At 45.5% G+C, this 19,285-nt stretch carries 20 protein-coding genes and 2 pseudogenes; 14 read left to right on the top strand and 8 right to left on the bottom strand.

What is annotated here, in order from left to right:
• Positions 1 to 10: 10 nt before the first annotated feature.
• Both HMPREF1986_RS01925 and HMPREF1986_RS01920 read right to left on the bottom strand, forming a co-directional pair.
• A complete protein-coding gene (locus HMPREF1986_RS01925) occupies positions 11 to 1,150 on the bottom strand; it encodes a tripartite tricarboxylate transporter substrate binding protein (protein ID WP_021773055.1) in 1,140 nt (379 codons plus the stop codon).
• Positions 1,151 to 1,203: 53 nt separating this feature from the next.
• Positions 1,204 to 2,349, bottom strand: coding sequence for a mandelate racemase/muconate lactonizing enzyme family protein (locus HMPREF1986_RS01920; protein WP_021773054.1), 1,146 nt, complete (start codon positions 2,347 to 2,349; stop codon positions 1,204 to 1,206).
• A 209-nt stretch (positions 2,350 to 2,558) separates the two neighbouring features.
• Between HMPREF1986_RS01920 and HMPREF1986_RS01915 the strand changes: the two genes are divergently transcribed.
• Complete coding sequence (locus HMPREF1986_RS01915) at positions 2,559 to 3,608, top strand: sigma 54-interacting transcriptional regulator (RefSeq protein ID WP_021773053.1); 1,050 nt, start codon at positions 2,559 to 2,561, stop codon at positions 3,606 to 3,608.
• A 303-nt stretch (positions 3,609 to 3,911) separates the two neighbouring features.
• Here HMPREF1986_RS01915 and HMPREF1986_RS01910 read toward each other — a convergent pair whose 3' ends face one another.
• Both HMPREF1986_RS01910 and HMPREF1986_RS01905 read right to left on the bottom strand, forming a co-directional pair.
• Entirely contained in the window at positions 3,912 to 4,106 is a 195-nt protein-coding gene (locus HMPREF1986_RS01910) for a helix-turn-helix transcriptional regulator (protein WP_021773052.1), read from the bottom strand.
• A complete protein-coding gene (locus tag HMPREF1986_RS01905) occupies positions 4,103 to 4,606 on the bottom strand; it encodes a hypothetical protein (RefSeq protein WP_036598839.1) in 504 nt (167 codons plus the stop codon). The genes HMPREF1986_RS01910 and HMPREF1986_RS01905 overlap by 4 nt, the downstream gene beginning before the upstream one ends.
• 300 nt (positions 4,607 to 4,906) lie before the next feature.
• Here HMPREF1986_RS01905 and HMPREF1986_RS01900 point away from each other — a divergent pair, with 300 nt between their 5' ends.
• Entirely contained in the window at positions 4,907 to 5,323 is a 417-nt protein-coding gene (locus tag HMPREF1986_RS01900; protein ID WP_036598871.1) for a DUF523 domain-containing protein, read from the top strand.
• Between the two features lie 217 nt (positions 5,324 to 5,540).
• Here HMPREF1986_RS01900 and HMPREF1986_RS01895 read toward each other — a convergent pair whose 3' ends face one another.
• Positions 5,541 to 5,975: a GNAT family N-acetyltransferase gene (locus HMPREF1986_RS01895; protein ID WP_036598860.1), complete on the bottom strand. Its 435-nt coding sequence runs from the start codon at positions 5,973 to 5,975 to the stop codon at positions 5,541 to 5,543.
• A gap of 185 nt (positions 5,976 to 6,160) precedes the next feature.
• Positions 6,161 to 6,409: a sigma factor-like helix-turn-helix DNA-binding protein gene (locus HMPREF1986_RS13825; RefSeq protein WP_442950088.1), complete on the bottom strand. Its 249-nt coding sequence runs from the start codon at positions 6,407 to 6,409 to the stop codon at positions 6,161 to 6,163.
• A gap of 261 nt (positions 6,410 to 6,670) precedes the next feature.
• Here HMPREF1986_RS13825 and HMPREF1986_RS01890 point away from each other — a divergent pair, with 261 nt between their 5' ends.
• From HMPREF1986_RS01890 to HMPREF1986_RS01860, 8 genes and pseudogenes are all read left to right on the top strand, one after another.
• Positions 6,671 to 7,762, top strand: coding sequence for an ABC transporter substrate-binding protein (locus tag HMPREF1986_RS01890; protein ID WP_021773046.1), 1,092 nt, complete (start codon positions 6,671 to 6,673; stop codon positions 7,760 to 7,762).
• Positions 7,763 to 7,764: 2 nt separating this feature from the next.
• Entirely contained in the window at positions 7,765 to 8,823 is a 1,059-nt protein-coding gene (locus HMPREF1986_RS01885; protein WP_021773045.1) for a FecCD family ABC transporter permease, read from the top strand.
• A 6-nt stretch (positions 8,824 to 8,829) separates the two neighbouring features.
• Positions 8,830 to 9,600 carry an ABC transporter ATP-binding protein gene (locus HMPREF1986_RS01880; RefSeq protein ID WP_021773044.1) on the top strand — a complete coding sequence of 257 codons (771 nt, stop codon included), beginning with the start codon at positions 8,830 to 8,832 and terminating at the stop codon, positions 9,598 to 9,600.
• A 16-nt stretch (positions 9,601 to 9,616) separates the two neighbouring features.
• Positions 9,617 to 11,332 carry an ABC transporter ATP-binding protein/permease gene (locus HMPREF1986_RS01875; protein WP_021773043.1) on the top strand — a complete coding sequence of 572 codons (1,716 nt, stop codon included), beginning with the start codon at positions 9,617 to 9,619 and terminating at the stop codon, positions 11,330 to 11,332.
• Positions 11,322 to 13,064 (top strand): ABC transporter ATP-binding protein, encoded by a 1,743-nt coding sequence (locus tag HMPREF1986_RS01870; RefSeq protein ID WP_036598837.1) that lies wholly within the window; start codon positions 11,322 to 11,324, stop codon positions 13,062 to 13,064. Before HMPREF1986_RS01875 ends, HMPREF1986_RS01870 begins: the two co-directional genes overlap by 11 nt.
• A 251-nt stretch (positions 13,065 to 13,315) precedes the next feature.
• Positions 13,316 to 13,513: pseudogene (locus tag HMPREF1986_RS12770) on the top strand (transposase); the annotation flags it as partial.
• A gap of 30 nt (positions 13,514 to 13,543) precedes the next feature.
• Complete coding sequence (locus tag HMPREF1986_RS01865; protein WP_242837342.1) at positions 13,544 to 13,939, top strand: type II toxin-antitoxin system RelB/DinJ family antitoxin; 396 nt, start codon at positions 13,544 to 13,546, stop codon at positions 13,937 to 13,939.
• Positions 13,932 to 14,204 carry a type II toxin-antitoxin system YafQ family toxin gene (locus tag HMPREF1986_RS01860; protein ID WP_021773040.1) on the top strand — a complete coding sequence of 91 codons (273 nt, stop codon included), beginning with the start codon at positions 13,932 to 13,934 and terminating at the stop codon, positions 14,202 to 14,204. The genes HMPREF1986_RS01865 and HMPREF1986_RS01860 overlap by 8 nt, the downstream gene beginning before the upstream one ends.
• Positions 14,205 to 14,447: 243 nt before the next feature.
• On the opposite strand, the gene HMPREF1986_RS01855 is transcribed toward HMPREF1986_RS01860, so the two are convergent.
• A complete protein-coding gene (locus HMPREF1986_RS01855) occupies positions 14,448 to 14,948 on the bottom strand; it encodes a hypothetical protein (RefSeq protein ID WP_036598835.1) in 501 nt (166 codons plus the stop codon).
• 85 nt (positions 14,949 to 15,033) lie between these two features.
• Positions 15,034 to 15,501: a hypothetical protein gene (locus tag HMPREF1986_RS01850; RefSeq protein WP_021773037.1), complete on the bottom strand. Its 468-nt coding sequence runs from the start codon at positions 15,499 to 15,501 to the stop codon at positions 15,034 to 15,036.
• A 551-nt stretch (positions 15,502 to 16,052) separates the two neighbouring features.
• On the opposite strand from HMPREF1986_RS01850, the gene HMPREF1986_RS01845 reads away from it, so the two are divergent.
• The 4 genes and pseudogenes from HMPREF1986_RS01845 to HMPREF1986_RS01830 form a co-directional block, all read left to right on the top strand.
• Positions 16,053 to 16,358 carry a helix-turn-helix domain-containing protein gene (locus HMPREF1986_RS01845; protein ID WP_036598853.1) on the top strand — a complete coding sequence of 102 codons (306 nt, stop codon included), beginning with the start codon at positions 16,053 to 16,055 and terminating at the stop codon, positions 16,356 to 16,358.
• A 204-nt stretch (positions 16,359 to 16,562) separates the two neighbouring features.
• Entirely contained in the window at positions 16,563 to 17,654 is a 1,092-nt protein-coding gene (locus HMPREF1986_RS01840; protein WP_021773032.1) for a dipeptide epimerase, read from the top strand.
• 39 nt (positions 17,655 to 17,693) lie between these two features.
• Positions 17,694 to 18,872 carry a DUF819 family protein gene (locus HMPREF1986_RS01835; protein ID WP_021773031.1) on the top strand — a complete coding sequence of 393 codons (1,179 nt, stop codon included), beginning with the start codon at positions 17,694 to 17,696 and terminating at the stop codon, positions 18,870 to 18,872.
• 177 nt (positions 18,873 to 19,049) lie between these two features.
• A pseudogene (locus HMPREF1986_RS01830) lies at positions 19,050 to 19,285 on the top strand (hypothetical protein); the annotation flags it as partial.

The raw sequence follows: 19,285 nt of genomic DNA, 5'->3' as shown, positions 1-19,285 counted from the left end.
AGGTCCTTTCTTAGTCATTTACCTTTGTGCCGAGATAATCAGCGATCTGAACCTCCTCAGCATATTCCGCATCGCGAATCTTCTCGGAATCCTCAAGATTATGCCATTCTGGTACATGTCCGATCGAGGTGAGGTCTTCACGGCACTGCCGATCATTATAAAGAATCTTCACAGCCGCATTCATTTTCTTGACCTGCGTCTCATCCATACCGGCGGGACCATAGATATAATGCTTCACATTCCAGTACAGGTCATCATAGCCCTGTTCCTGCATGGTCTTGTAGTTGTCTCCGAGACTTGAATCATAATTCTCGATCTTCAGTCCATCACCAGCCATAGTGGCAAGTACTTTAAGCTTACCGGCCTTTTCATACTCCTTTGCATTGCCGATGCCGACAAATCCCAGATCGATGAATCCACCGGACAGAGACGTCAGACGATCGGACTCAGAAGAAGCTTCTACTGGATTGAACTGAACATTGCGGGTTTTCTGGATTTTACCAAACTGCAGTGTGTTGTTGCCGGAAGAAGGCATACCTGCATTTAACTTTCCAGGGTTTTCCTTGGCATAGGCGATCATTTCCCCAAATGTGTCATAGGGAGCGTTGGCCGGAGCACACAGTGCAGAGAATCCATTGTCGTCCATTGCGGCAATGAGTGTCAGATCTTTCTTCGGATTAACATCTGTGTTTCCTGTAATCCACTGAATATTCAATGCTGCCGTTGCCAGAGTGATCGTAGATCCATCCGGCTTTGCATTGGCGATCTGCTGATGTCCAACGGTATTGGAATCATAATTTGTCACTGTGTTGGTCAGTCCAAGATCTCTGGTCATTGCCTCGGAAAGATAACGAATTGCAAGATCAGAGCCGCCGCCCGCCTTGCCGGGAACAATCCATGTGATGGTGGTGTCATTCGGGAAACCATAATCCCCTTTTGAAACTTCAACTTCAGGCTTATCTTCTATATCAGAGGAAGCAGCTGCAGTTTCCTCGGATGCCGCAGCTTTGGCTGTTTCGCTGGAAGCATTTGCCGCAGCTTTTGCGGGTGCAGCTGCACTGGAGGCTGCTCCGCTGGAATTAGTTGATCCGCATCCAGCAAGCCCAAGCATCATCATGCTGATAACCATCGCAACAATTTTCTTTCTCATAGTACCCTCCTTATCATGATGTTTTTTTGATGTCAACTATATTTCCATATCTATCACGCCTTAGGCGGATAATAGATCGTTCTGGATTCCAGATACCCCTCAGCCTCGATCTTTTCGATGTTCATTCGAATCGGGATTCCGCTGATATCTGTATTAACAAAACATTTGCCATCTTTTATTTCCGGAACATTCAGCATAAGTTTGTGAACCGGTTCGGAGATTGGCGCATGGAATTCAATTCTCTCATCAGGACCATACAGACAGCCAAAAGATGCATTGTAGGCCGTGCGTCCTCCGGATTGAAATTCCTTTCCCTGTGCCCGGCACAAATCGCGGATTCTCAAAAGATCATCGATTCGGGTCATGCGTCCAAGTGACGGCTGCAGAATATCTACCCCTTTTTCCAGATAAATTTCGTACATATAGGATATCCGCATAGATTCTCCAGCCGCGATTTCCTGCTTCACGCCAAGCTCTTTGAGTTTCCGATAGCCATTAAAGTCTGCGGAATGAATCGGCTCTTCAATCCAGGCAAGGTGGTAAGGCTCGGTTAATTTGGCGAACTTTACTGCATCTTCTACGCTCAGGCTTTGGTTCGCATCTACAGCGATACCGATTCCTTCTCCCAGCGCTTTGCGGATCCGTTCGATCCTTCGAAGATCCCGATCCATGTCCTTTCCCCGGCCGGATCCAACCTTGAATTTCACAGTTGTGAAACCTTCGGATACATAGCGATCCATGTCCTCCTCCAGTTCCTCATCTGAAAGAGTGATAGCACCACCGCCCTTGTATGCTGCTGCCCAATCCTTCTCCGCCCCAAGAAAGCGATGAAGCGGCTTACCGGCACGCTGAGCCAGGAGATCCAGCATGAGCAGGTCCACAGTGCCGACATTGACGGCCTGTCCGGACTGGAATCCGGAATTTCGAATCTGCCAGTAGAGCGACTCCCTCCATTCGCTGTAGCTTTTGCGCTCGCCGGTCAAGAGCTTTGGCAGCATTTCTTTAATAAAAGCCCGGCTTACCGTGTAATGTGCGGTCTGTCCGGTTTCATCGGACAGTTCCAGATACCCCTGCTCCGGTAGATACCGTCCCATTCCACCCGTGGCATCCTTAAATGGTATCGGAAGAGGGATCGGTCTGAAATTGTAAAATACAGCCTTTGTGAATTGTATTTCATCCTTATAGTCGAATAGATTCATATCTCATCTCTCCAATTGCTGACGACGTCTTTTTCATATGCACATTATAAAAATAAGTCTCTTGTATATACTATGTTATTCTGCACAAATCATTTGGATTATTTTGGCAGGACGATGAAGCGTTTCAAAATGAAACATTCTATTTCACGTGCATATTTCATTGAAAAGTTTTGGAAAAAGTATGATAAGATTTGATATAGAAAGACAAGATGAAAACAGATGCTGAGGCAGGAGGAGATAACGGAATGTATTACAGCGCAAGCGATCTGGTACTGCTGCATGGTGATCCGGCTGTTGCGACTTTTGATATGCTGGAGAAAATTTTTATAGATCTGCACCCCTGTATCTCGAAGGCACGTGAGTATGCAAAATCCGACAGCCCGATTCTCATTGAAAGTGCTGCCAGCCCAGAATTGGAGATGCTGGCGCAGGCTATTCATAATGGATCAGAACGCCGGAAAGAATCCTACGCGGTCATTACATTGTCCGGGACAACAAATGAAACGCAGGAGAATGTACTCTTTGGTGATCCAAAGACTGGGAGAAGAGGTGCCATTTTGGACTCGAACCATGGCACATTGATGATTCAGGGAATTGATAAACTCACTCTTCCGATGCAGGCCCAACTGGCCAGGGTGATCAGGACAAAACGAGTACGCAGCCATACAAATTATGCTGAATACCGATACGTAGATCTGCGCATCATCGGCAGTACCAGTAAAAACCTGACTGAATTGCGGAACCAATTCCTCTTTCGCTCAGATTTGTTGTTCACTTTTCGCGCACTGCGGCTTCGAATACTGAAACTTCGGGAACGCCCTAATGATGTCAGAAACATGCTGGATTTTTACCTGCAGGACTTTAATAAAAGATATAAAACGCAGCATATCCTTACTGAAAGAGCAAGAGAGAGGCTGCTGCTTTATCCATGGGAAGGAAATGTCACACAGCTTGAGGCATTTTGCGAACGCATGATACTCACAGCGCCGGAGCAGAAACTAAAGGACGACTATATTGAATCTCTCCTGAATGAACTATATGAACAGGATTCTGCCTTTTATGAACAGAGAAAAGATAACACCCAGCCCATACAGCCGGAGCTGACAACAGCTGTTCCCCAGTCTAATGATGTTTATAGAGATGTGGTCGCCGCCTGCCTGAAACGGAACAACGGGAATCGCCGCAAGACAGCACAGGAACTCGGAATCAGCACAACGACACTTTGGCGGAAGATACAGTATTATCATCTGAACGAATAGGAACACGACCCAAACTTAAGTCTCGACAAAACGAATCCAAGAGGTCCGGCGTTTTCTTCTGGGCACCATTTCCGAGAGTGAATAGGGAGGGATTCGTTACGCGTGCGCCAAGGTCGAAGTCAGCGATAGTAAGCCGATCCGCTGTGAACCGGAGATAAAGGGAAAAGAAAAGCCGGATCAGGAGATTCGGAACCTCAAGCTCGGGCAGTCATCGGGGCCGATAGACCGTTCTGATTTCCGATGCATAGAGGAATGAGGTTCAAAAGGAGAATGAGCATACCCGAAGCGGATCCGATCACGCTGCTATTCTTCCCAGAAAAGCTCATCAAGAGTCTTGCCCAGAACTCTGCAGATCGCGGTGCAGAGCCGGATCGTAGGATTATAATCTCCTTTTTCAATCGCGTTGATCGTCTGACGGGAGACTCCTACGAGATCGGCGAGCTGCTGCTGAGAGAGGTCCTTCGCGGCCCTGGCAGACTTCATTCTCAGATTTTTCATGAGTCCTCACTCCTCTTTTCTCTCGCCTTCTGAATCAATACGGCTGCTGCGATGATGATAAACACGGCACCCGTCATCACAGGGATATTGATAATGGTCAGCTTCTTCTCCGGCAGTCCATCTTCACAGATACGAAGCACAGCTGTGATCATATTGCAAAGACCGATCACAAGGATCAGTGCCGTCCATTTCTTCCAGTGACCTGAGATACCAAAATAGACGCCTTTCATGACCATGTACACGGTATAGACGGCAATCATCAGTAAGCAGACGCTCATCATGGCAAAGCTCCCATCTACGGGGAGCAGATCCTGATCCACAAGAAATGCGGCGATGAACCCACTGAGAACTCCGGTAATGGTGGAATACTTGTAGGCGGTCCCTCTTACTGCTGTCTGCATTTCATCATATACGACAGGTTCCGACTTTTTTCCGCGCAGAAACAGGATAAGCAAGAGAACAAGAGCAAACGGCAATCCGAATCCAAACAGATAGTTCATAAGCATCTCTCCTTTTACTATAAGCTTGCATTTCCTTTTACAAACCGGCGTCTCGGCCCAGAGCTTGGCCTTGTCATAATGTCGTATTTAGTTGACATCTAAATAGTAGCACTTTCATGGCATAATGTCAACTATATATTACATTACCAGGAAGGAGGAGCGACTGCGGGAACCGCGATAAAATTATCGAATCCTTAACGTTTTCATGCTATACCGAAGAAAGGAATAGGTGTACAATTCTCCCTATGAAGAACGACAAATACAAATTTACAGGGAAGAACCATCAGGAAAGGTCTTATGATGAAAATAGCAGTGAGTGCTTGTTTACTTGGGGAGAATTGCAAATATAATGGTGGAAACAATTATAGTGAAAAAGTAATCGACTATATTAAAGCACACGAGGTGGTCTCCGTTTGTCCTGAGCTTCTCGGCGGTTTACCGATACCAAGGGAATCGGCGGAAATTGTAAATGGCGTAGTTCGCCTTAAAGACGGCAGCTCAGTGGATAAAGAATTTCGCCAAGGTGCGGAAATGGCATTGGAAATCATAAAAGAGCAGGGGGCAGAGCTTGTTATACTGCAATCCAGGAGTCCATCATGCGGAGTCAATACAATATATGATGGTTCTTTCTCCGGCAGGATTATTTCCGGGCAGGGCGTATTTGCGGAGTTATTGCGGAAGAATGGAATAAAGGTGATGGATGTCGCAGATCTATAACGGTATATTCCGGCTTGTGGAGACGGGTAAATCCGGATTGTGAAATTGAAACTAACCGTGCGGCGTAAACTCCGGGACGAAAAATAGCTTTCTGTGGGAATATTGCCTCGTTTCACTCCGGCGGAACAGTCCCCATAAGACGTAATCGTGAATCTTCATGGACTATTGTTCCGCAGAAGTCAAGAATAAATGCCTTGATCGTAAGACTTGCTCCCTCTCAAATCCACATGATAAAGGCTGTCTTATCGCTGCTGTTGTATCCGGATTTTTCGTAAAAGCGGAGCGTCTCCGCTTTCTTTGAGCCGGTAAGCAGCATCATCTTGTAGCAGTTTTCCGACTCGGCAATCTTTTTCGCATAATTCAGGCACTCTCCGGCATGCCCTTTTCCTCTGTAATCAGCATGGGTTACAACATTTTCCACAAATGCATAGGGCCTGACATTTCTTGTCAAATTCGGAATGATTACGCATACACAGGAAGAAACAATCCGACCATCTATTTCGTTCACGATCAAATGATGATTCGGATCCTCTATGATCTGATTCCAGGTTTTTTCAAGGCGTTCGCTTTGCTCCGGGATACTATCTTCATGCAAAAACAGATAGAGCTTCAGCAATTCACCCAAGTCTTCTTTCTTTGCCTCACGAATCATAATGATCCTTTTTTCGCCCCTTAATCGAATTTCCAGCAAAAAATATTCAGCTCTTACATACTTCATAAATTCCGGATTTTATTTCTGCGTAAAAAGCGAGGAAAGTTCCGGGACTTGTCAGGAGCTAAACTCAAAGTCACAGTACGGCCCGACCGAAGTCGTAAAAACGAATTGTATTTTCGTTTTTATATTACAAAATTTTCGTTATGAATGTCAATGCAGAAAGTGAAGCGGGTCTGAGGCAGGCTGAGTTGTCCGAGAAAACCGGAATCAGCATGTTTTTCGGTTATCCGTCTTCCATTGAGCATCCGGTTCTTTACGGCATTCTCGGACTGCGTCAGCACAGCGGAGATTTCCTTTACCGAATAATCCTTGCAGTAGTAAAGGCGGACGACAAGCCGGTATTTTTGCGGTAAGGATAATACGGCATTGATCAGCTATGATCCATCGGATTTTCAAAGGGAAGCGTTGACATGGAAATTGGAGGAAAGTGTCCTGTACCATGTCTTCTGTATCCGCACAATTCTTTACAATGCTGAATACCGCTCGGAAGATAGTACCTGTCTTTCGGATTTGAGATAAAAAAGTAGTGCTAAACTTGAAGACGGGGTCAAAAACACAATTTGACTTGACAAAATGCCTGAATTAGTATAAACTAACTAATCATTTTGCTGTAGAATTTGGGGGATTTATTGATGAAAAAAGAGCAAAATTCCATTCAGAAAGCATTAGCACTGATGGTCCTGTCTTTAATTGTTTTACAGCTTAGCGCTTGTGGGGGTGCAGCGGAACAAAAGATTTCTGACACGACGAAAAGCATTGGTCAGCAGCGTGAGGAGACTTTGAACGATCAGAACGGAGATTCTTCTGATACGAAACCCGATTCTATGAAATCCGGCTCCGTTACATTGAATGTAATGGGAAAAGACATAACCTACAGCAAAGTGCCTGAGAAAGCAGTAGTTGTGGGCTATGATAATGCTGAAATAATGGCGGCACTGGACCTCCAGGATCATATTGTCGGGCTGACCGGCTGTATGAACAGACCGGAGCATTGCTATCCTGATTTATATGAAAAGTTAAAAAAGATAGAGCTTCTGCCTGATGGAAAGGGGAAGGGGGTTCCAAGCTTTGAAACAGTGCTGTCATCAGGTTCGGATTTTGTATATTGTTTGTCATATCATCTGACTTCCGATTATATAGCTCCCGAGAAGGATTTTGATGATAACAACATAAAATATTATGTTACGAGCGGAACCTATGGTGCCAAGCATGACATAAACGCGGTATATGATGACATTCGCAATATCGGAAAGATTTTTCATGCAGAGGATAGGGCTGAAAAAGTAGTGTCGGAATATAAAGCTAAAGTCGACAGTATAATTGAGAAAGTAAAAGATAAAAAGCCCGTAGATGTATTTATATTTGATTTTCAGGATAAAGCCGGTATCATGACTCCGGGGGGAAATGCTTTTCAAAGCTCGCTTTTAAAACTGGCAGGGGCAAGAAATGTATTTGAAGAGTTTGAGTCTGATTTCGATGTTGCTACAATTGAACAGATCATTCAGAAAAATCCCGAATATATAGTACTGGTCGAATATTGGGATAAGGACGAGGCTCAGAAAAAAATTGAATACCTTGAGTCGCTTCCGGAACTTGCTGAGGTCGCAGCTATCAAAAATAAAAATTATATCGGCATAACAGGAATTGAGTATTTTCCGAGTCTTCATAATTCGGACAGCATAGAAAGGATTGCAAAAGCAATACACCCTGAAGTATTTAAGTGAAAATGAAAACTGATAATGCAAAAATAAAGTCCGGGCTCATAACTTCAGTCATATTTGGATCAATACTGATCTTTGCTGTGATAACCGTGCTTATAGGCGTGAGCTTCGGCTCAAAGAATATAAATATGGCGGATTGCCTTCATATAATACTTGGCAAGACCTTTCATTTCGATTTGGATGAAAATTTAAGCAGGGATGTCACCATTTTATGGAATATGAGAATGCCGAGGATGCTGCTTGCTCTTGCGGCAGGCGGCGGGCTTGCTTTGGGCGGCTGTGCCATGCAGGCGCTTACCCAGAATGTACTGGCGGACCCCTATGTTTTGGGCATTTCGAGCGGGGCTTCCGCTATGGTGAGCCTGGCATTTCTGATTTTTGGCGGGACGGCAATCATATCCTATGTTACTCCCGTGTTTGCCTTTGCGGGGGCACTGCTTGCCATGTTTCTCGTCTACGGCATAGGGATGATAAGCGGCAACAGTTCAACCAACAACCTTATCCTCACCGGAATGGCAATCTCCGTTATATTAAATGCGGCAAGTAATTTTATCATTACCTTGCTCCCAAATGCTTTTATAATGGAAAGCGCCGCAATGTGGCTTTGGGGCTCACTTTCCGGTGCGAGATGGTATAATATTGCTTTCCCCATATTTGTGTCAATGATAAGCCTTATCGTTTTGAGCGTTGCAGGAGACCGGTTCGATTTACTGTCTCTTGGTGAGGAAACAGCTGTTACACTTGGAGTATCCACAAAGATAATCCGCAGATTCACGATAATAATAGTCTCGCTGTTGATAGGTGCTATTATTTCCGCAAGCGGGTTAATCGGATTTGTAGGCTTTATCATTCCTCATACCTGCAGAATTATTTTCGGGTCAAAAAACAGGAAGCTTATGCTTTTTTCCTATATTATAGGCGGGATTTTCCTTGCATGGATGGATATACTCTCAAGGACCCTGCTTGCACCTAAGGAAATTGCTGTCGGTATATTTTCAGCCTTCTGCGGGGGGCCCTTCTTTATATATCTGTTATATCGGAAAAATAAGACGGGAAGGATATAGCATAAAATGTCCGATAAAATTATGGTAAATAATCTTGATTATTCGGTGAATGATAAGAAGATCCTGCAATCCGTGTGCATAAAAGTTAAAGATGGACAATTTGTAGGAATCATAGGACCTAACGGGTCCGGAAAGACGACATTACTGAAGCATATCTACAGAGTTCTGCCTGTCGATTCCAATGTCATATTTGTAAATGGCATTGACATAACCAGAACAAGTGTAAGGCAAAGCTCGAAATTCATGACGGTCATGAGACAGGAAAATACTTCTGTATTTGATTATACTAATTTGGAAATGGTTCTTATGGGGCGGTCCCCGCATAAAAAAATATATGAAACTGCCGACCGCAAAGATTTGGAGATTGCCTTTGATTCTCTTCAATACGTCGGCATGTTTGCCGATAAAGATCGTTTGTTTAATACTTTGTCAGGGGGCGAAAAACAAAGAGTCCTTATGGCGAGATCACTTGCACAAAGAACTGATATTTTTATTTTAGATGAGCCAACGAATCACCTTGACGTATATTATCAATGGAATCTTATGAAACTTATCAGAGAGCTCAATAAGACGGTGCTTGCCGTTTTTCATGATTTAAGCATAGCACTTGAATACTGCGATTATATTTATGTTTTAAGTGATGGTAAAAATGTAACCGAAGGAGAAGCCGGAAAGGTATTGAATAAGGAAATTTTAAGGGATGTATTCAGAGTCGAAGGTGAAATAATAACTACGTCAAACAACAATAAGCGCGTAGTTATATATAGCTCCGTTTGACACGAGAGGTCAAAACGTGTTAATTAACAGTGCATTATTAAAAATAGCAAAAAATCTAAAAAGACACATTATATTTGTCAGCTTGTTAAGCTGTTTTATTGGTGCGGTTACCATTTTTCAGGCTTTTTATTTGTCTGAGGCAATAAACGCGGTTTTTGAACGACCGGATAAAATCGGGTATTATTTCATCTGCTTTCTGTTTTCCGTCCTTTTACAAATGATGCTGCGCTATCCTTTAAATATACTGAGCGTAAGATCGGAAGCCTTAATCAAACTTGATATTAGAAATATTTTAATGGATAGGATATATGAGCTTGGGCTGACCAGGCTTACAGATGAACGGAGCGGTAAGCTCTGCGCTCTGCTTTTAGAGCGTATTGAGGCGTTGGCCCCTTACTATTCCACTTATCTTCCTAATTTGATAACCGTGCTCTTTGTATCCGTGGGCTGTATCATTTATATAGGAAGCATTCATTTCAATGTAGGATTCACTGCATTAATCGGCATATTAGGGATGCTTATTACCCCTGCATTTACATACAAATATCTCTGGGGGAGCGGAACAGAGGTATGGAAAGAATATGATAAATTCGGCTCTGACTTCCTGGATAATATACAGGGGATGAAAACTCTTAAAAATCTGAAAGCCTGTAAAATCAGAAGACAGGAAATGCTTAGAATTTCAAAGGAAATCCATACAAAAACTATGGGGCATATGAAAATTACCACCATAGAAAATTTCCTGTTTGAATTATCCGCAAATATTGGTTCTGTGCTTTCGGTGGTTTATGCCGTATATCTCTCGTCTTTGGGGCGTATCAATGCGGGAAGCGTGGTTTTCATATTATTTATGATAAGGAATTGCTTTATGCCGGTATATTCCCTTATGGGAGCTTGGCATTTGGGCTATAACGGTGTCACCGCCTCAAGTGAAATTGAAAATATACTTAAGGAAAAAATTCCGATGTGGAAAGAGGACTTTGATGTTTTAAATACAGATACTCTTTCAAGCAGGCAGCTTTCTTTCGGCTATAATAATCAGGATATGGTTCTGAAAGATATTAATTTGGATCTCAAACCGGGGAAAACCTATGCGCTTGTGGGTAAATCCGGCGAAGGGAAGTCTACCTTGGCTTCACTCCTTGCGGGATTGTATCCATATACTTCCGGTGAAATCTGGTTTAAGAATCTTCCGCTTACTTTAAATACGGTATCTGAGTGGCGTGAGAATATAAGTGCGGTATGGCAGAATCCTTATGTATTTAATGGAACTCTTAAGGAAAATCTGCTCTTTGCAAAGTCTGATGCCACAGATGCCGAGATTCGTGCGGCGATAAAGGAAGTAAATCTGCAAGACATTCTGGATAAACTGCCGGACGGCATAGACACGGAACTCGGAGAGAATGGAAGTATTCTGTCAGGTGGAGAAAAACAAAGACTTGCGGCGGCAAGATGCTTTTTGAAAAATACCGAGATACTCATCTTTGATGAGGCGACTTCAAGCCTTGATGAGAAAAATCAAGGCTTCATACAGGACAGCATAGAGCTGTTAAAAAAAGGCAGAACCGCAATTATCATAGCCCACCGTTTAAGTACGGTCAAAAATGTCGACATCATATATATGATCGAGGGCGGACGGATTATTGCTTCCGGTACGCATGAGGAATTATACAATAATTGTCAAAGCTACCATAATCTCGTTGAAAGTCAGGAGAATGGCAATGAGAAATAAGAGGATAAATATCATTTTCGAATTGCTTAAGCACTCAAAAGGAATGAGACTTTACATGCTTGTAAACTGCATTATATGCTTTGTTTATGAGCTTCTGCCTATCGCAAATATCTTCCTTGTATCATATATGACAGGTGCATTATTAAGTGGTATGGATATAAAATATGCTTCTGCTGCAGCAGTGCTGGTTATATCCGTGCTTGTACACAGCGTTTTTGGCTATCTTAATATGTGGACTGAACACGACATAGCGTATAGATTACTTTATAAAATGCGTTATGAAATTTATCATCGTCTTGAGCAGGCAATACCATCATTTTCGAATCAGATGATGAGTTCGGAGATGGTTTCCATTGCCTCAAGCGATATGAATCTGATAGAATGGTTTTATGCCCATACAATAAATATTTTTGTGGTTTCAATAGTTCTTTGTGCGGTTCTGATCGGAGTTTTCGCTTTTCTGCACCCGTTTTTTGCTTTCAATGCGTTTATCTGGATTGTTTTGTACCTATGTTCTCCGCTGTTTTTTAATAAAAAATCAAAAGAACAGGGGAAAGTTATTCGAGAGAGATACGGGAGAGTCGCCAATGTGATTCTTGATGCTATTCAGGGAATGCGTGAAATTCTCAGCTTTAATATGTGGGAGAGCTATAGAAGGAAAATAAATGCAAGAATTGCAGACTATGAAAAAGGCAGAAGGGCAGATGCGGGCAGGAGGGCCTGTGGGCTTATTTACGCTATTTTTATCAGTACCATGATGACAGTTTCCACTTTGTGTATATCATATCATTTATACAGAAGTGGCAGTCTCGCGAAACAATGGATCTTAGCGGTTATTACTGTGGGTGGAAGCATATTCGCAATTCTCGGCAAATTCGTCAATATATCCACACAGTTTTCAAGTGTATTTGCGGCTTCTGAGCGTGTACTTAATCTGCTTAATCTGCCTATAACGGTTCAGGATACCGGAACCGTGGAGTTTAATGAAGCTGTAGATACCATAGAGTTTGAAAATGTATCTTTTAAATATCCAAATTCCAGGGATTTTCAGATAAAAAATATGAGTTTTAAAATACACTCGGGGAAGATAATTGCTTTGTCAGGCGAGTCGGGATCCGGAAAGTCAACCATAGTGAATCTTCTGCAAAGGTATGCAGATCCTTCTGAGGGTAAAATACTGATAAATGGGAAAGATATAAGGAGTTTCACCCTGGAGTCCTGGAGGCGTGCAATTTCTGTTGTAACCCAGGATGCTTATCTATTTAAAGGGACAGTGATGGAAAATATTAAAATGGGGCAGCCGGGTGCCTCTGATAAAGATGCCAGGAATGCCGCTGTGCTTGCCCAGGCTCACGATTTCATAACACAGCTTCCAAACGGCTATGGGTCCGAAATAGGAGAGAGAGCTCTGAAGATATCGGAGGGGCAAAAGCAGCGTTTGTCCATTGCGAGAGCAATCCTGAAAAATAGCTCACTTATGATACTTGATGAGGCGCAGTCAAGTCTTGATTCTGAAAATGAAGGCAATCTGAATAAGGCTATTAAAAATCTATCGAATAATAAATTTATTATATCAATAGCTCATAGAATATCTTCCATCAGAGCTGCTGACATGGTCTTGTTTATAGATAAGGGGAGTTTTATTGCTTTTGACAGCTATGATCATCTGAGTGAGAATTGTGACCTTTTTATACAAAAGGTGCTTGGCAGGGAAGAGGGGCGGGCTTCTTAATCTGAGCTTCAACCTGTTTTCTGCCATGATTCCTCAAGTCTCGCCGCGCGAAGCTTCAGAAAGCTGCTGAATGTCAGCCCCACGGCTGCGCCCATGCCGGGACCGCTCCGGGCGGGCTGCTACTATGCAAGCAAGGTCTGTCTATGTGGCCGGCATACCCAATGCTAGCTGAGAGAACTGCAGGGCAGCGGAGTGGGATGACGAATAATAAATTTCGCAAATTCAATTTCATATAAAAATAGATATAGTCGCGAGTCAACAGGGAGATTAAGCGCCGAACCAAAGCGATCGGAGCTTTCCCTGATGGTCAAAGTGCTTTGATGTTGGTCTGTGCCGGGCTGCGTCATATAGCAGCGTCAGACTGGGGATCCAAGCGGTATCTCAACATGAATCACCTGTTTGATAGGGAACTTCAGCGTAAAGTTGACGATCAGTCTGCAGCCGGCTAACGATGGTACGCCGACGGCTGGAAATGAATTTTGCGAAAGATTATTGACGCTACCCCTTGCAAACAAAAGCATAATAATTTGTTACGTTGTATTGACAATGTGATTATCGAGGGATATGATGAAGCTAAAAGAGGGGTGATGATAATGGCTACCACAAATATTAATGTTCGTGTTGATTCCGAACTGAAACAGAATGCAGAAAACTTATTTAATGATCTTGGTCTAAATATGTCTGTAGCAATCACGATGTTTCTTAAGAGCGCCGTTTCCCATGATGGTATTCCCTTTGAGCTGAAGCGTCAGACTCCGAATGCGGATACCATAGCTGCATTGGCGGAGTATGAGGAAATGAAGAGGAATAAGGCTGCCTATAAGAGTTACAGTTCTTTTGACGACATGTTCGACGAGATAACTGCTGATGCTTGAGATCGTTCCGTCCAATCGATTTAAGAGGGATTTAAGACTCATAAAGAAGCGAGGCCTTAAGATCGATAATCTGCGTAATGTGATTGATGCACTTGCCGGAGAAAAGGAACTGGACGAGAAGCATCGTGACCATGCATTGGCCGGAGATTATCGAGGCTTTAGAGAATGTCATGTGGAAGCGGATTGGCTGCTGATTTATAGAGTGGATCAAAATGAGCTTGAACTTTTTCTATTCCGAACGGGAACGCATTCGGATTTATTTTGATCGGATTGCTGCTGGATAAGCTGTGAATGCTTTACATCCATAGATCATTAAATTTACGGACTTTCAGGAAATCCGCAGCACCCGGCTTTCCTTCTTCATCTCATGGTCTGTACCGCACGCAGTAGGAGCAGTCCTGCCGGCGGGAGGCATCGGAGCCCCCCATTTTTGCAGTTGACAAGCTTGATCGTGACGGCAAAGGCGCTGAGCCATGATCTTGGCAAGGACCGGAAACAAATTTTATTTTCAATCTTCCTGATAGACGATCACGTATGCCTTGGGATTAGCGCTCTCCGGCAGCAGCGAGAGCGGAATCTCCGCAATGACCTTTCCGACATTGCCCTTATAGTATTCTTTTCTCTCTTCCGAGGAATAAAAATACATCGCGGCAGTATAGTTGTGGCCCGCCTCCAAAGAGAGCTCAAAACTCAGCTTTTCCGATTCCACATTCCGGGTCTTCATCCCCGCGAGCTCCGTTGACTGAAAGATCCCTTCCAAGGTATGCTTTCCCGAAGGCAGAGCTGCGATTTGCTGCAGATTCTGCCCTGTGATATGCGGCAGGGAAGAGAGCTTCTGTCCGTCAATCTTTATTTTCCTGCAATACAAATGGAGAAGAGCTTTATCCTTGTTGGATTCTATAAAACTCTGCTCCACATTCTTTCTTTTTCGGCCCAGGATCATAAAAATGACAAATAACACGGCCCAGACCACCACGACTGCAGCTACGATCATTGGAGTTGGAATCATTCTTCTTCTCCCTTTCTGATTATGGCCTTCGTAAACTTATCCAATCTTATCATGGATAAAATTACGACGCAATCCGTTTCCTGCTTTATAAACCTGCCTTAAAGAATTTGCGGAAGGCAGAGACCTCCTCCGTGGACTGGGTCACTGCTACGGAATACTTTGCTTCACGCTTGATTCCGGGCTCATACGTTATCGGCTCAAACTGATAGGAGGCCTTGCCGTTTTCCGCAATGCAATAGCCTGTCCAGCTTGCTTTTATGGAAGATCCATTTTCCCTGTTAAAGAACTCCGCCTCCCCATATTCCGTCAGGTCTGCATTGACGGAGACCACCGCGACTTCTCCCGTCTTATATCCCACGATATAATTACTGTGCACATTTACCTCTACAAGGATGGCATTGTGATTGACCTCCATGTGGCAGTAAATTAGCTTATAGTCATCTCCATCCGGAACAAGGGAGTTAAAGATCTCCCGCATACGCGCCTTGTTTTTCCGATTGTCCTCATCGGAAGCCCCCGTCGCCATTTTCTTGACGAAATCCAAAAGTCCCATGATTTTCCTTCCTGCTTGTTTTTATCTGTTCCATTCAGCAACTGTCTTTGAGATCCAGATCCTTCGAAGCATGGACTCAAGAACGAAGCTCAGTCCCGCCGCAGAAGTCTGTAGATATTGAATTTCCAGCGATGAAATATTCTGCTGTTGCTATAGTTTATAAATTCCGGCTTTCATTTCCGCATCATTATTTCCGCGCGAAAGATTCCGGACCTTGTCGGGAGAGAAGCGCAAGCTCACAGCAAAGCCCGACCGAAGTCGTAAAAATAAACAGTATTTCGGCTTTTGTATTATAAAATTCTTAATTATAAATGTCAATTATATTTGTATTTGGATTTTCTGATCCGTGTTAGCGGCTCTTATGCGGTCTCAAGGGATGAGGCAGATTATACTTGACAATATGGGATAAAACCTATAATTTATTAAGAGGGGAAGAGGATGAGATTTGAGGCTGGCAAGTGCTTTTACAAAAGACGCCGTAGAGTGGAATAGAGAAAGCGAGGAGGAATTATCGGGAAGACGGTTTGGACGGGATGGAAAGGGAGGTGCTTATGAGTGGAAAATTTGATGATTTTCTTCAGGGGCAGCTTCAGGATCCCGGGATTCGCAGAGAATACGAAGCTCTTCAAGCGGAGCACGCGGTGAATCAGGCCATGATTGATGCCAGGCAGAAATCCGGAATGACGCAGAAGGAGCTTGCGGAGCGCACAGGGATTGCCCAGGCGGATATCAGCAAATTGGAACACGGCAATGCCAACCCATCAATCCGAACGCTGCAGCGGCTGGCGAAAGGGATGGGGATGGTTCTTAAAATCGAATTTGCACCGGAGAAGGCGAAGGCATCAAGGATGAAATAGGCGGCGTCATATCTCTGCCCTAATAACAATTGGATAGCAGCAATATTCGTATACCCTGCAGAAAGAGGATAGACGGAATCAATTTGAATCAAATCATATCAAGAAACAAATTGATTTCGCTTATCCTCTTTTTCCAACAGTGGATTACTGCTTTAATGGCTTGGCGTCTGCCCGGAAAATCGGCTTCGGAGAAGGAGGAACGTCATGAAAATTACAGAGATACGGCTCGGGACCATATCGGTGCCGCTGCGGCTCCCGTTTAAGACGGCGCTTCGCACGGTAAAGAGTGTGGAGGACATCATAGTCGAGATCCACACCGACACGGGAGCACTGGGCTACGGCGAGGCGCCGCCGACAGGCGCTGTGACCGGGCATACGACGGGGGCCATCATCGGGGCGCTGAAGGAGCACATTATCCCAAGTCTGCTGGGAAGAGACATCGATGCGTTTGAGGATCTGATGCAGCTCGTCCAGACCTGTGTGGTCGGAAACAGCAGCGCGAAGGCCGCGGCAGATATGGCGCTCTGGGATCTGTACGGGCAGCTGTACAGACTTCCCGTCTATAAGCTGTTGGGCGGCGCGCGGAAGGAGATCGTGACGGATATCACGATCAGTGTGAATGAGCCGGAGGAGATGGCGAGGGATGCGGCGAATGCAGTCGAACGCGGCTATGACTGCCTGAAGGTCAAGGTTGGCGCGAACCCGGAGCTCGATGTGGAGCGTCTGAGGGCGGTTCGGCAGGCGGCAGGTGATGATATCTGTCTTCGGATTGATGCGAATCAGGCCTGGCAGCCGAGGCAGGCTGTGCGCATTCTGAATGAGATGCAGGAGCAGGGACTGAGGCTTGAGCTTGTAGAGCAGCCGGTCAAGGCATACGATCTGGAGGGATTGAAGTATGTGACGGATCACAGCTATGTGCCTGTACTTGCGGATGAGAGCGTTTTCTCTCCGCGGGATGCGATGAAGGTACTGGAGCTTCGGGCAGCGGATCTCATCAATATCAAGCTGATGAAGTGCGGCGGTATTTACAATGCGCTGAAGATTGCGTCGGCGGCAGAGATATACGGCGTGGAATGCATGATCGGCTGCATGCTGGAGGCGAAGATCTCCGTCAATGCGGCGGCAGAGCTCGCCTGCGCAAGGAAGATATTCACCCGCATCGATCTGGACGGCCCGGTGCTGTGCAGCGAGGATCCGATTCTCGGAGGCGCGCGCTTTGAGGAGAAGCGGATCACGGTCTCTGATGAGGCCGGCATGGGTATCCGCGGTGTGGAGGGACTGCGTTACCTGGATTAAGTATCGGAAAAAGAGAATAGAAGCAGAAGGGGGACAACTATGATTACGAGTGGATTTGCCTACATTGCGTTTCTTGTTTTTCTGGCGGGAATGCTGCTCTTTTTGGAGAAGAAGACAAAGGCGAAGCTTTTCCAGTTCATACCGCCGCTGGTCTGGATTTATGTACTCAACATGATCTTCTGTACCCTGGGACTCTACAATTCTGAGGCCTGCTCGACAACATATTCCGCACTGAAAAACAACATCCTCTATGCCATGATTTTTGTCATGCTGCTTCGCTGCGATTTCAAGAAGCTTTCGAAGCTCGGCGGCCGTATGGCGGCGATCTTCCTCGGCTGCTCTTTGACGCTGGCGGTGGGTTTTCTGGTCGGATATCCGATTTTCAAGGGAATGCTGGGGAGCGATACCTGGGGGGCGGTCGCGGCACTCTATGCCTCCTGGGTCGGCGGTTCGGCGAATATGGCAGCTATGCAGGCGGCGCTTCCGGTTGACGCAGGCGCATACAGCTGCGCGCTGGCGCTGGATACCGTTTGCTACTCTGTTTGGATTGCCCTGCTTTTGCTCGCTGTGAGATATGCGGGCCGCTGGAACAGCGCCGTCAAGGCGGATACCTCCAAGCTCCAGGCCATTGCAGAAAATACAAATGCCGAGCTCACAAAGGAGAAGAAGAGTGCGGACAGCTCAGACTGGATCTTCCTGATCGGACTCTCTCTCATGGTCTCTGCTCTCTCCCAGATGGTGGGGCAAAGCTGCAGTGCAGGGCTCGCCGCAGTGGGGCTTGGAATGTTCGATAAGGGAACGCTCACGACGGTTTTCGTCAGTATCCTGGGACTGATCTGTGCGGGCACTTCGCTGGGCAGGCTTCCGGCAGTGGAGGAACTCTCCAATGTGTATCTCTATACCGTTGTCTCACTGCTGGCCTCGACCGCTTCTGTGGTAGATCTTCTCTCGGCGCCGATGTGGGTGGTATATGGTATCCTGATTCTGCTGATTCATGTGCTGCTCATGTATCTTCTCTCAAAGCTGTTTCACTGGGATCTTTGCATGGTCTCTACGGCATCGCTCGCCAATATCGGAGGCTCCGCATCCGCGCCGATCGTGGCCTCTGCTTACGACCCCTCCTATGCCGGCATCGGCGTGCTCATGGGCGTGCTCGGCGCGGCGATCGGAAACTTTATGGGACTTGGCATGGGGGCATTGCTGCGCCTCTTCCTCTAGTCCCGGCCTTTAAAATGCGGGGGATCCTGACACAGGCGTAAATGGGGGAGAGCGGATGGCTGTGCCCCGTTGGGAAGGATTGATTTTTGCCGCATGAAATGAAAGGACTGTGAGCTTTCCGGGATGCCCATACTGCGGGCATCCCGGAGTGCTTTAAAAAAGAAAGGGCAGAGTGCTATGCGTAAAAATATATTTCAGTATATGTATATCCCGCTTCCGGGTCCGGCAGAGCGGATGAAGGAACACGGGAAGCTCACAGAGGCGGCTGCTTATCTGCAGCGCCTCATAGAGTCGGAGGCGTGCCTTCCGGAGGAGAAGAAGCGCTTTTTCGCGGAGCAGGAGATACTGCGCCGCCTGCCGGGGGAATACCCCTATACACCCTGCATTCTCGGAAACATGACGATGAAAACCTT

Source organism: Oribacterium sp. oral taxon 078 str. F0263 (assembly GCF_000469565.1).
Lineage (GTDB): Bacteria > Bacillota > Clostridia > Lachnospirales > Lachnospiraceae > Oribacterium.
Note: the sequence above shows the minus strand (reverse complement) of the source record. Positions and strands in the feature narration are given on the sequence as shown.

Excerpts from the sequence above, each read along its gene's own strand:
- HMPREF1986_RS01870 (WP_036598837.1), top strand. The coding sequence starts at position 11,322 with ATGAGAAATAAGAGGATAAATATCATTTTCGAATTGCTTAAGCACTCA.
- HMPREF1986_RS01900 (WP_036598871.1), top strand. The coding sequence starts at position 4,907 with ATGAAAATAGCAGTGAGTGCTTGTTTACTTGGGGAGAATTGCAAATAT.
- HMPREF1986_RS01835 (WP_021773031.1), top strand. The coding sequence starts at position 17,694 with ATGATTACGAGTGGATTTGCCTACATTGCGTTTCTTGTTTTTCTGGCG.
- HMPREF1986_RS01840 (WP_021773032.1), top strand. The coding sequence starts at position 16,563 with ATGAAAATTACAGAGATACGGCTCGGGACCATATCGGTGCCGCTGCGG.
- HMPREF1986_RS01860 (WP_021773040.1), top strand. The coding sequence starts at position 13,932 with ATGCTTGAGATCGTTCCGTCCAATCGATTTAAGAGGGATTTAAGACTC.
- HMPREF1986_RS01845 (WP_036598853.1), top strand. The coding sequence starts at position 16,053 with ATGAGTGGAAAATTTGATGATTTTCTTCAGGGGCAGCTTCAGGATCCC.
- HMPREF1986_RS01910 (WP_021773052.1), bottom strand. The coding sequence starts at position 4,106 with ATGAAAAATCTGAGAATGAAGTCTGCCAGGGCCGCGAAGGACCTCTCT.
- HMPREF1986_RS01915 (WP_021773053.1), top strand. The coding sequence starts at position 2,559 with ATGAAAACAGATGCTGAGGCAGGAGGAGATAACGGAATGTATTACAGC.
- HMPREF1986_RS01885 (WP_021773045.1), top strand. The coding sequence starts at position 7,765 with ATGAAAACTGATAATGCAAAAATAAAGTCCGGGCTCATAACTTCAGTC.
- HMPREF1986_RS01850 (WP_021773037.1), bottom strand. The coding sequence starts at position 15,501 with ATGGGACTTTTGGATTTCGTCAAGAAAATGGCGACGGGGGCTTCCGAT.
- HMPREF1986_RS01880 (WP_021773044.1), top strand. The coding sequence starts at position 8,830 with ATGTCCGATAAAATTATGGTAAATAATCTTGATTATTCGGTGAATGAT.
- HMPREF1986_RS01855 (WP_036598835.1), bottom strand. The coding sequence starts at position 14,948 with ATGATTCCAACTCCAATGATCGTAGCTGCAGTCGTGGTGGTCTGGGCC.
- HMPREF1986_RS01925 (WP_021773055.1), bottom strand. The coding sequence starts at position 1,150 with ATGAGAAAGAAAATTGTTGCGATGGTTATCAGCATGATGATGCTTGGG.
- HMPREF1986_RS01895 (WP_036598860.1), bottom strand. The coding sequence starts at position 5,975 with ATGATTCGTGAGGCAAAGAAAGAAGACTTGGGTGAATTGCTGAAGCTC.
- HMPREF1986_RS01920 (WP_021773054.1), bottom strand. The coding sequence starts at position 2,349 with ATGAATCTATTCGACTATAAGGATGAAATACAATTCACAAAGGCTGTA.
- HMPREF1986_RS01890 (WP_021773046.1), top strand. The coding sequence starts at position 6,671 with ATGAAAAAAGAGCAAAATTCCATTCAGAAAGCATTAGCACTGATGGTC.
- HMPREF1986_RS01905 (WP_036598839.1), bottom strand. The coding sequence starts at position 4,606 with ATGAACTATCTGTTTGGATTCGGATTGCCGTTTGCTCTTGTTCTCTTG.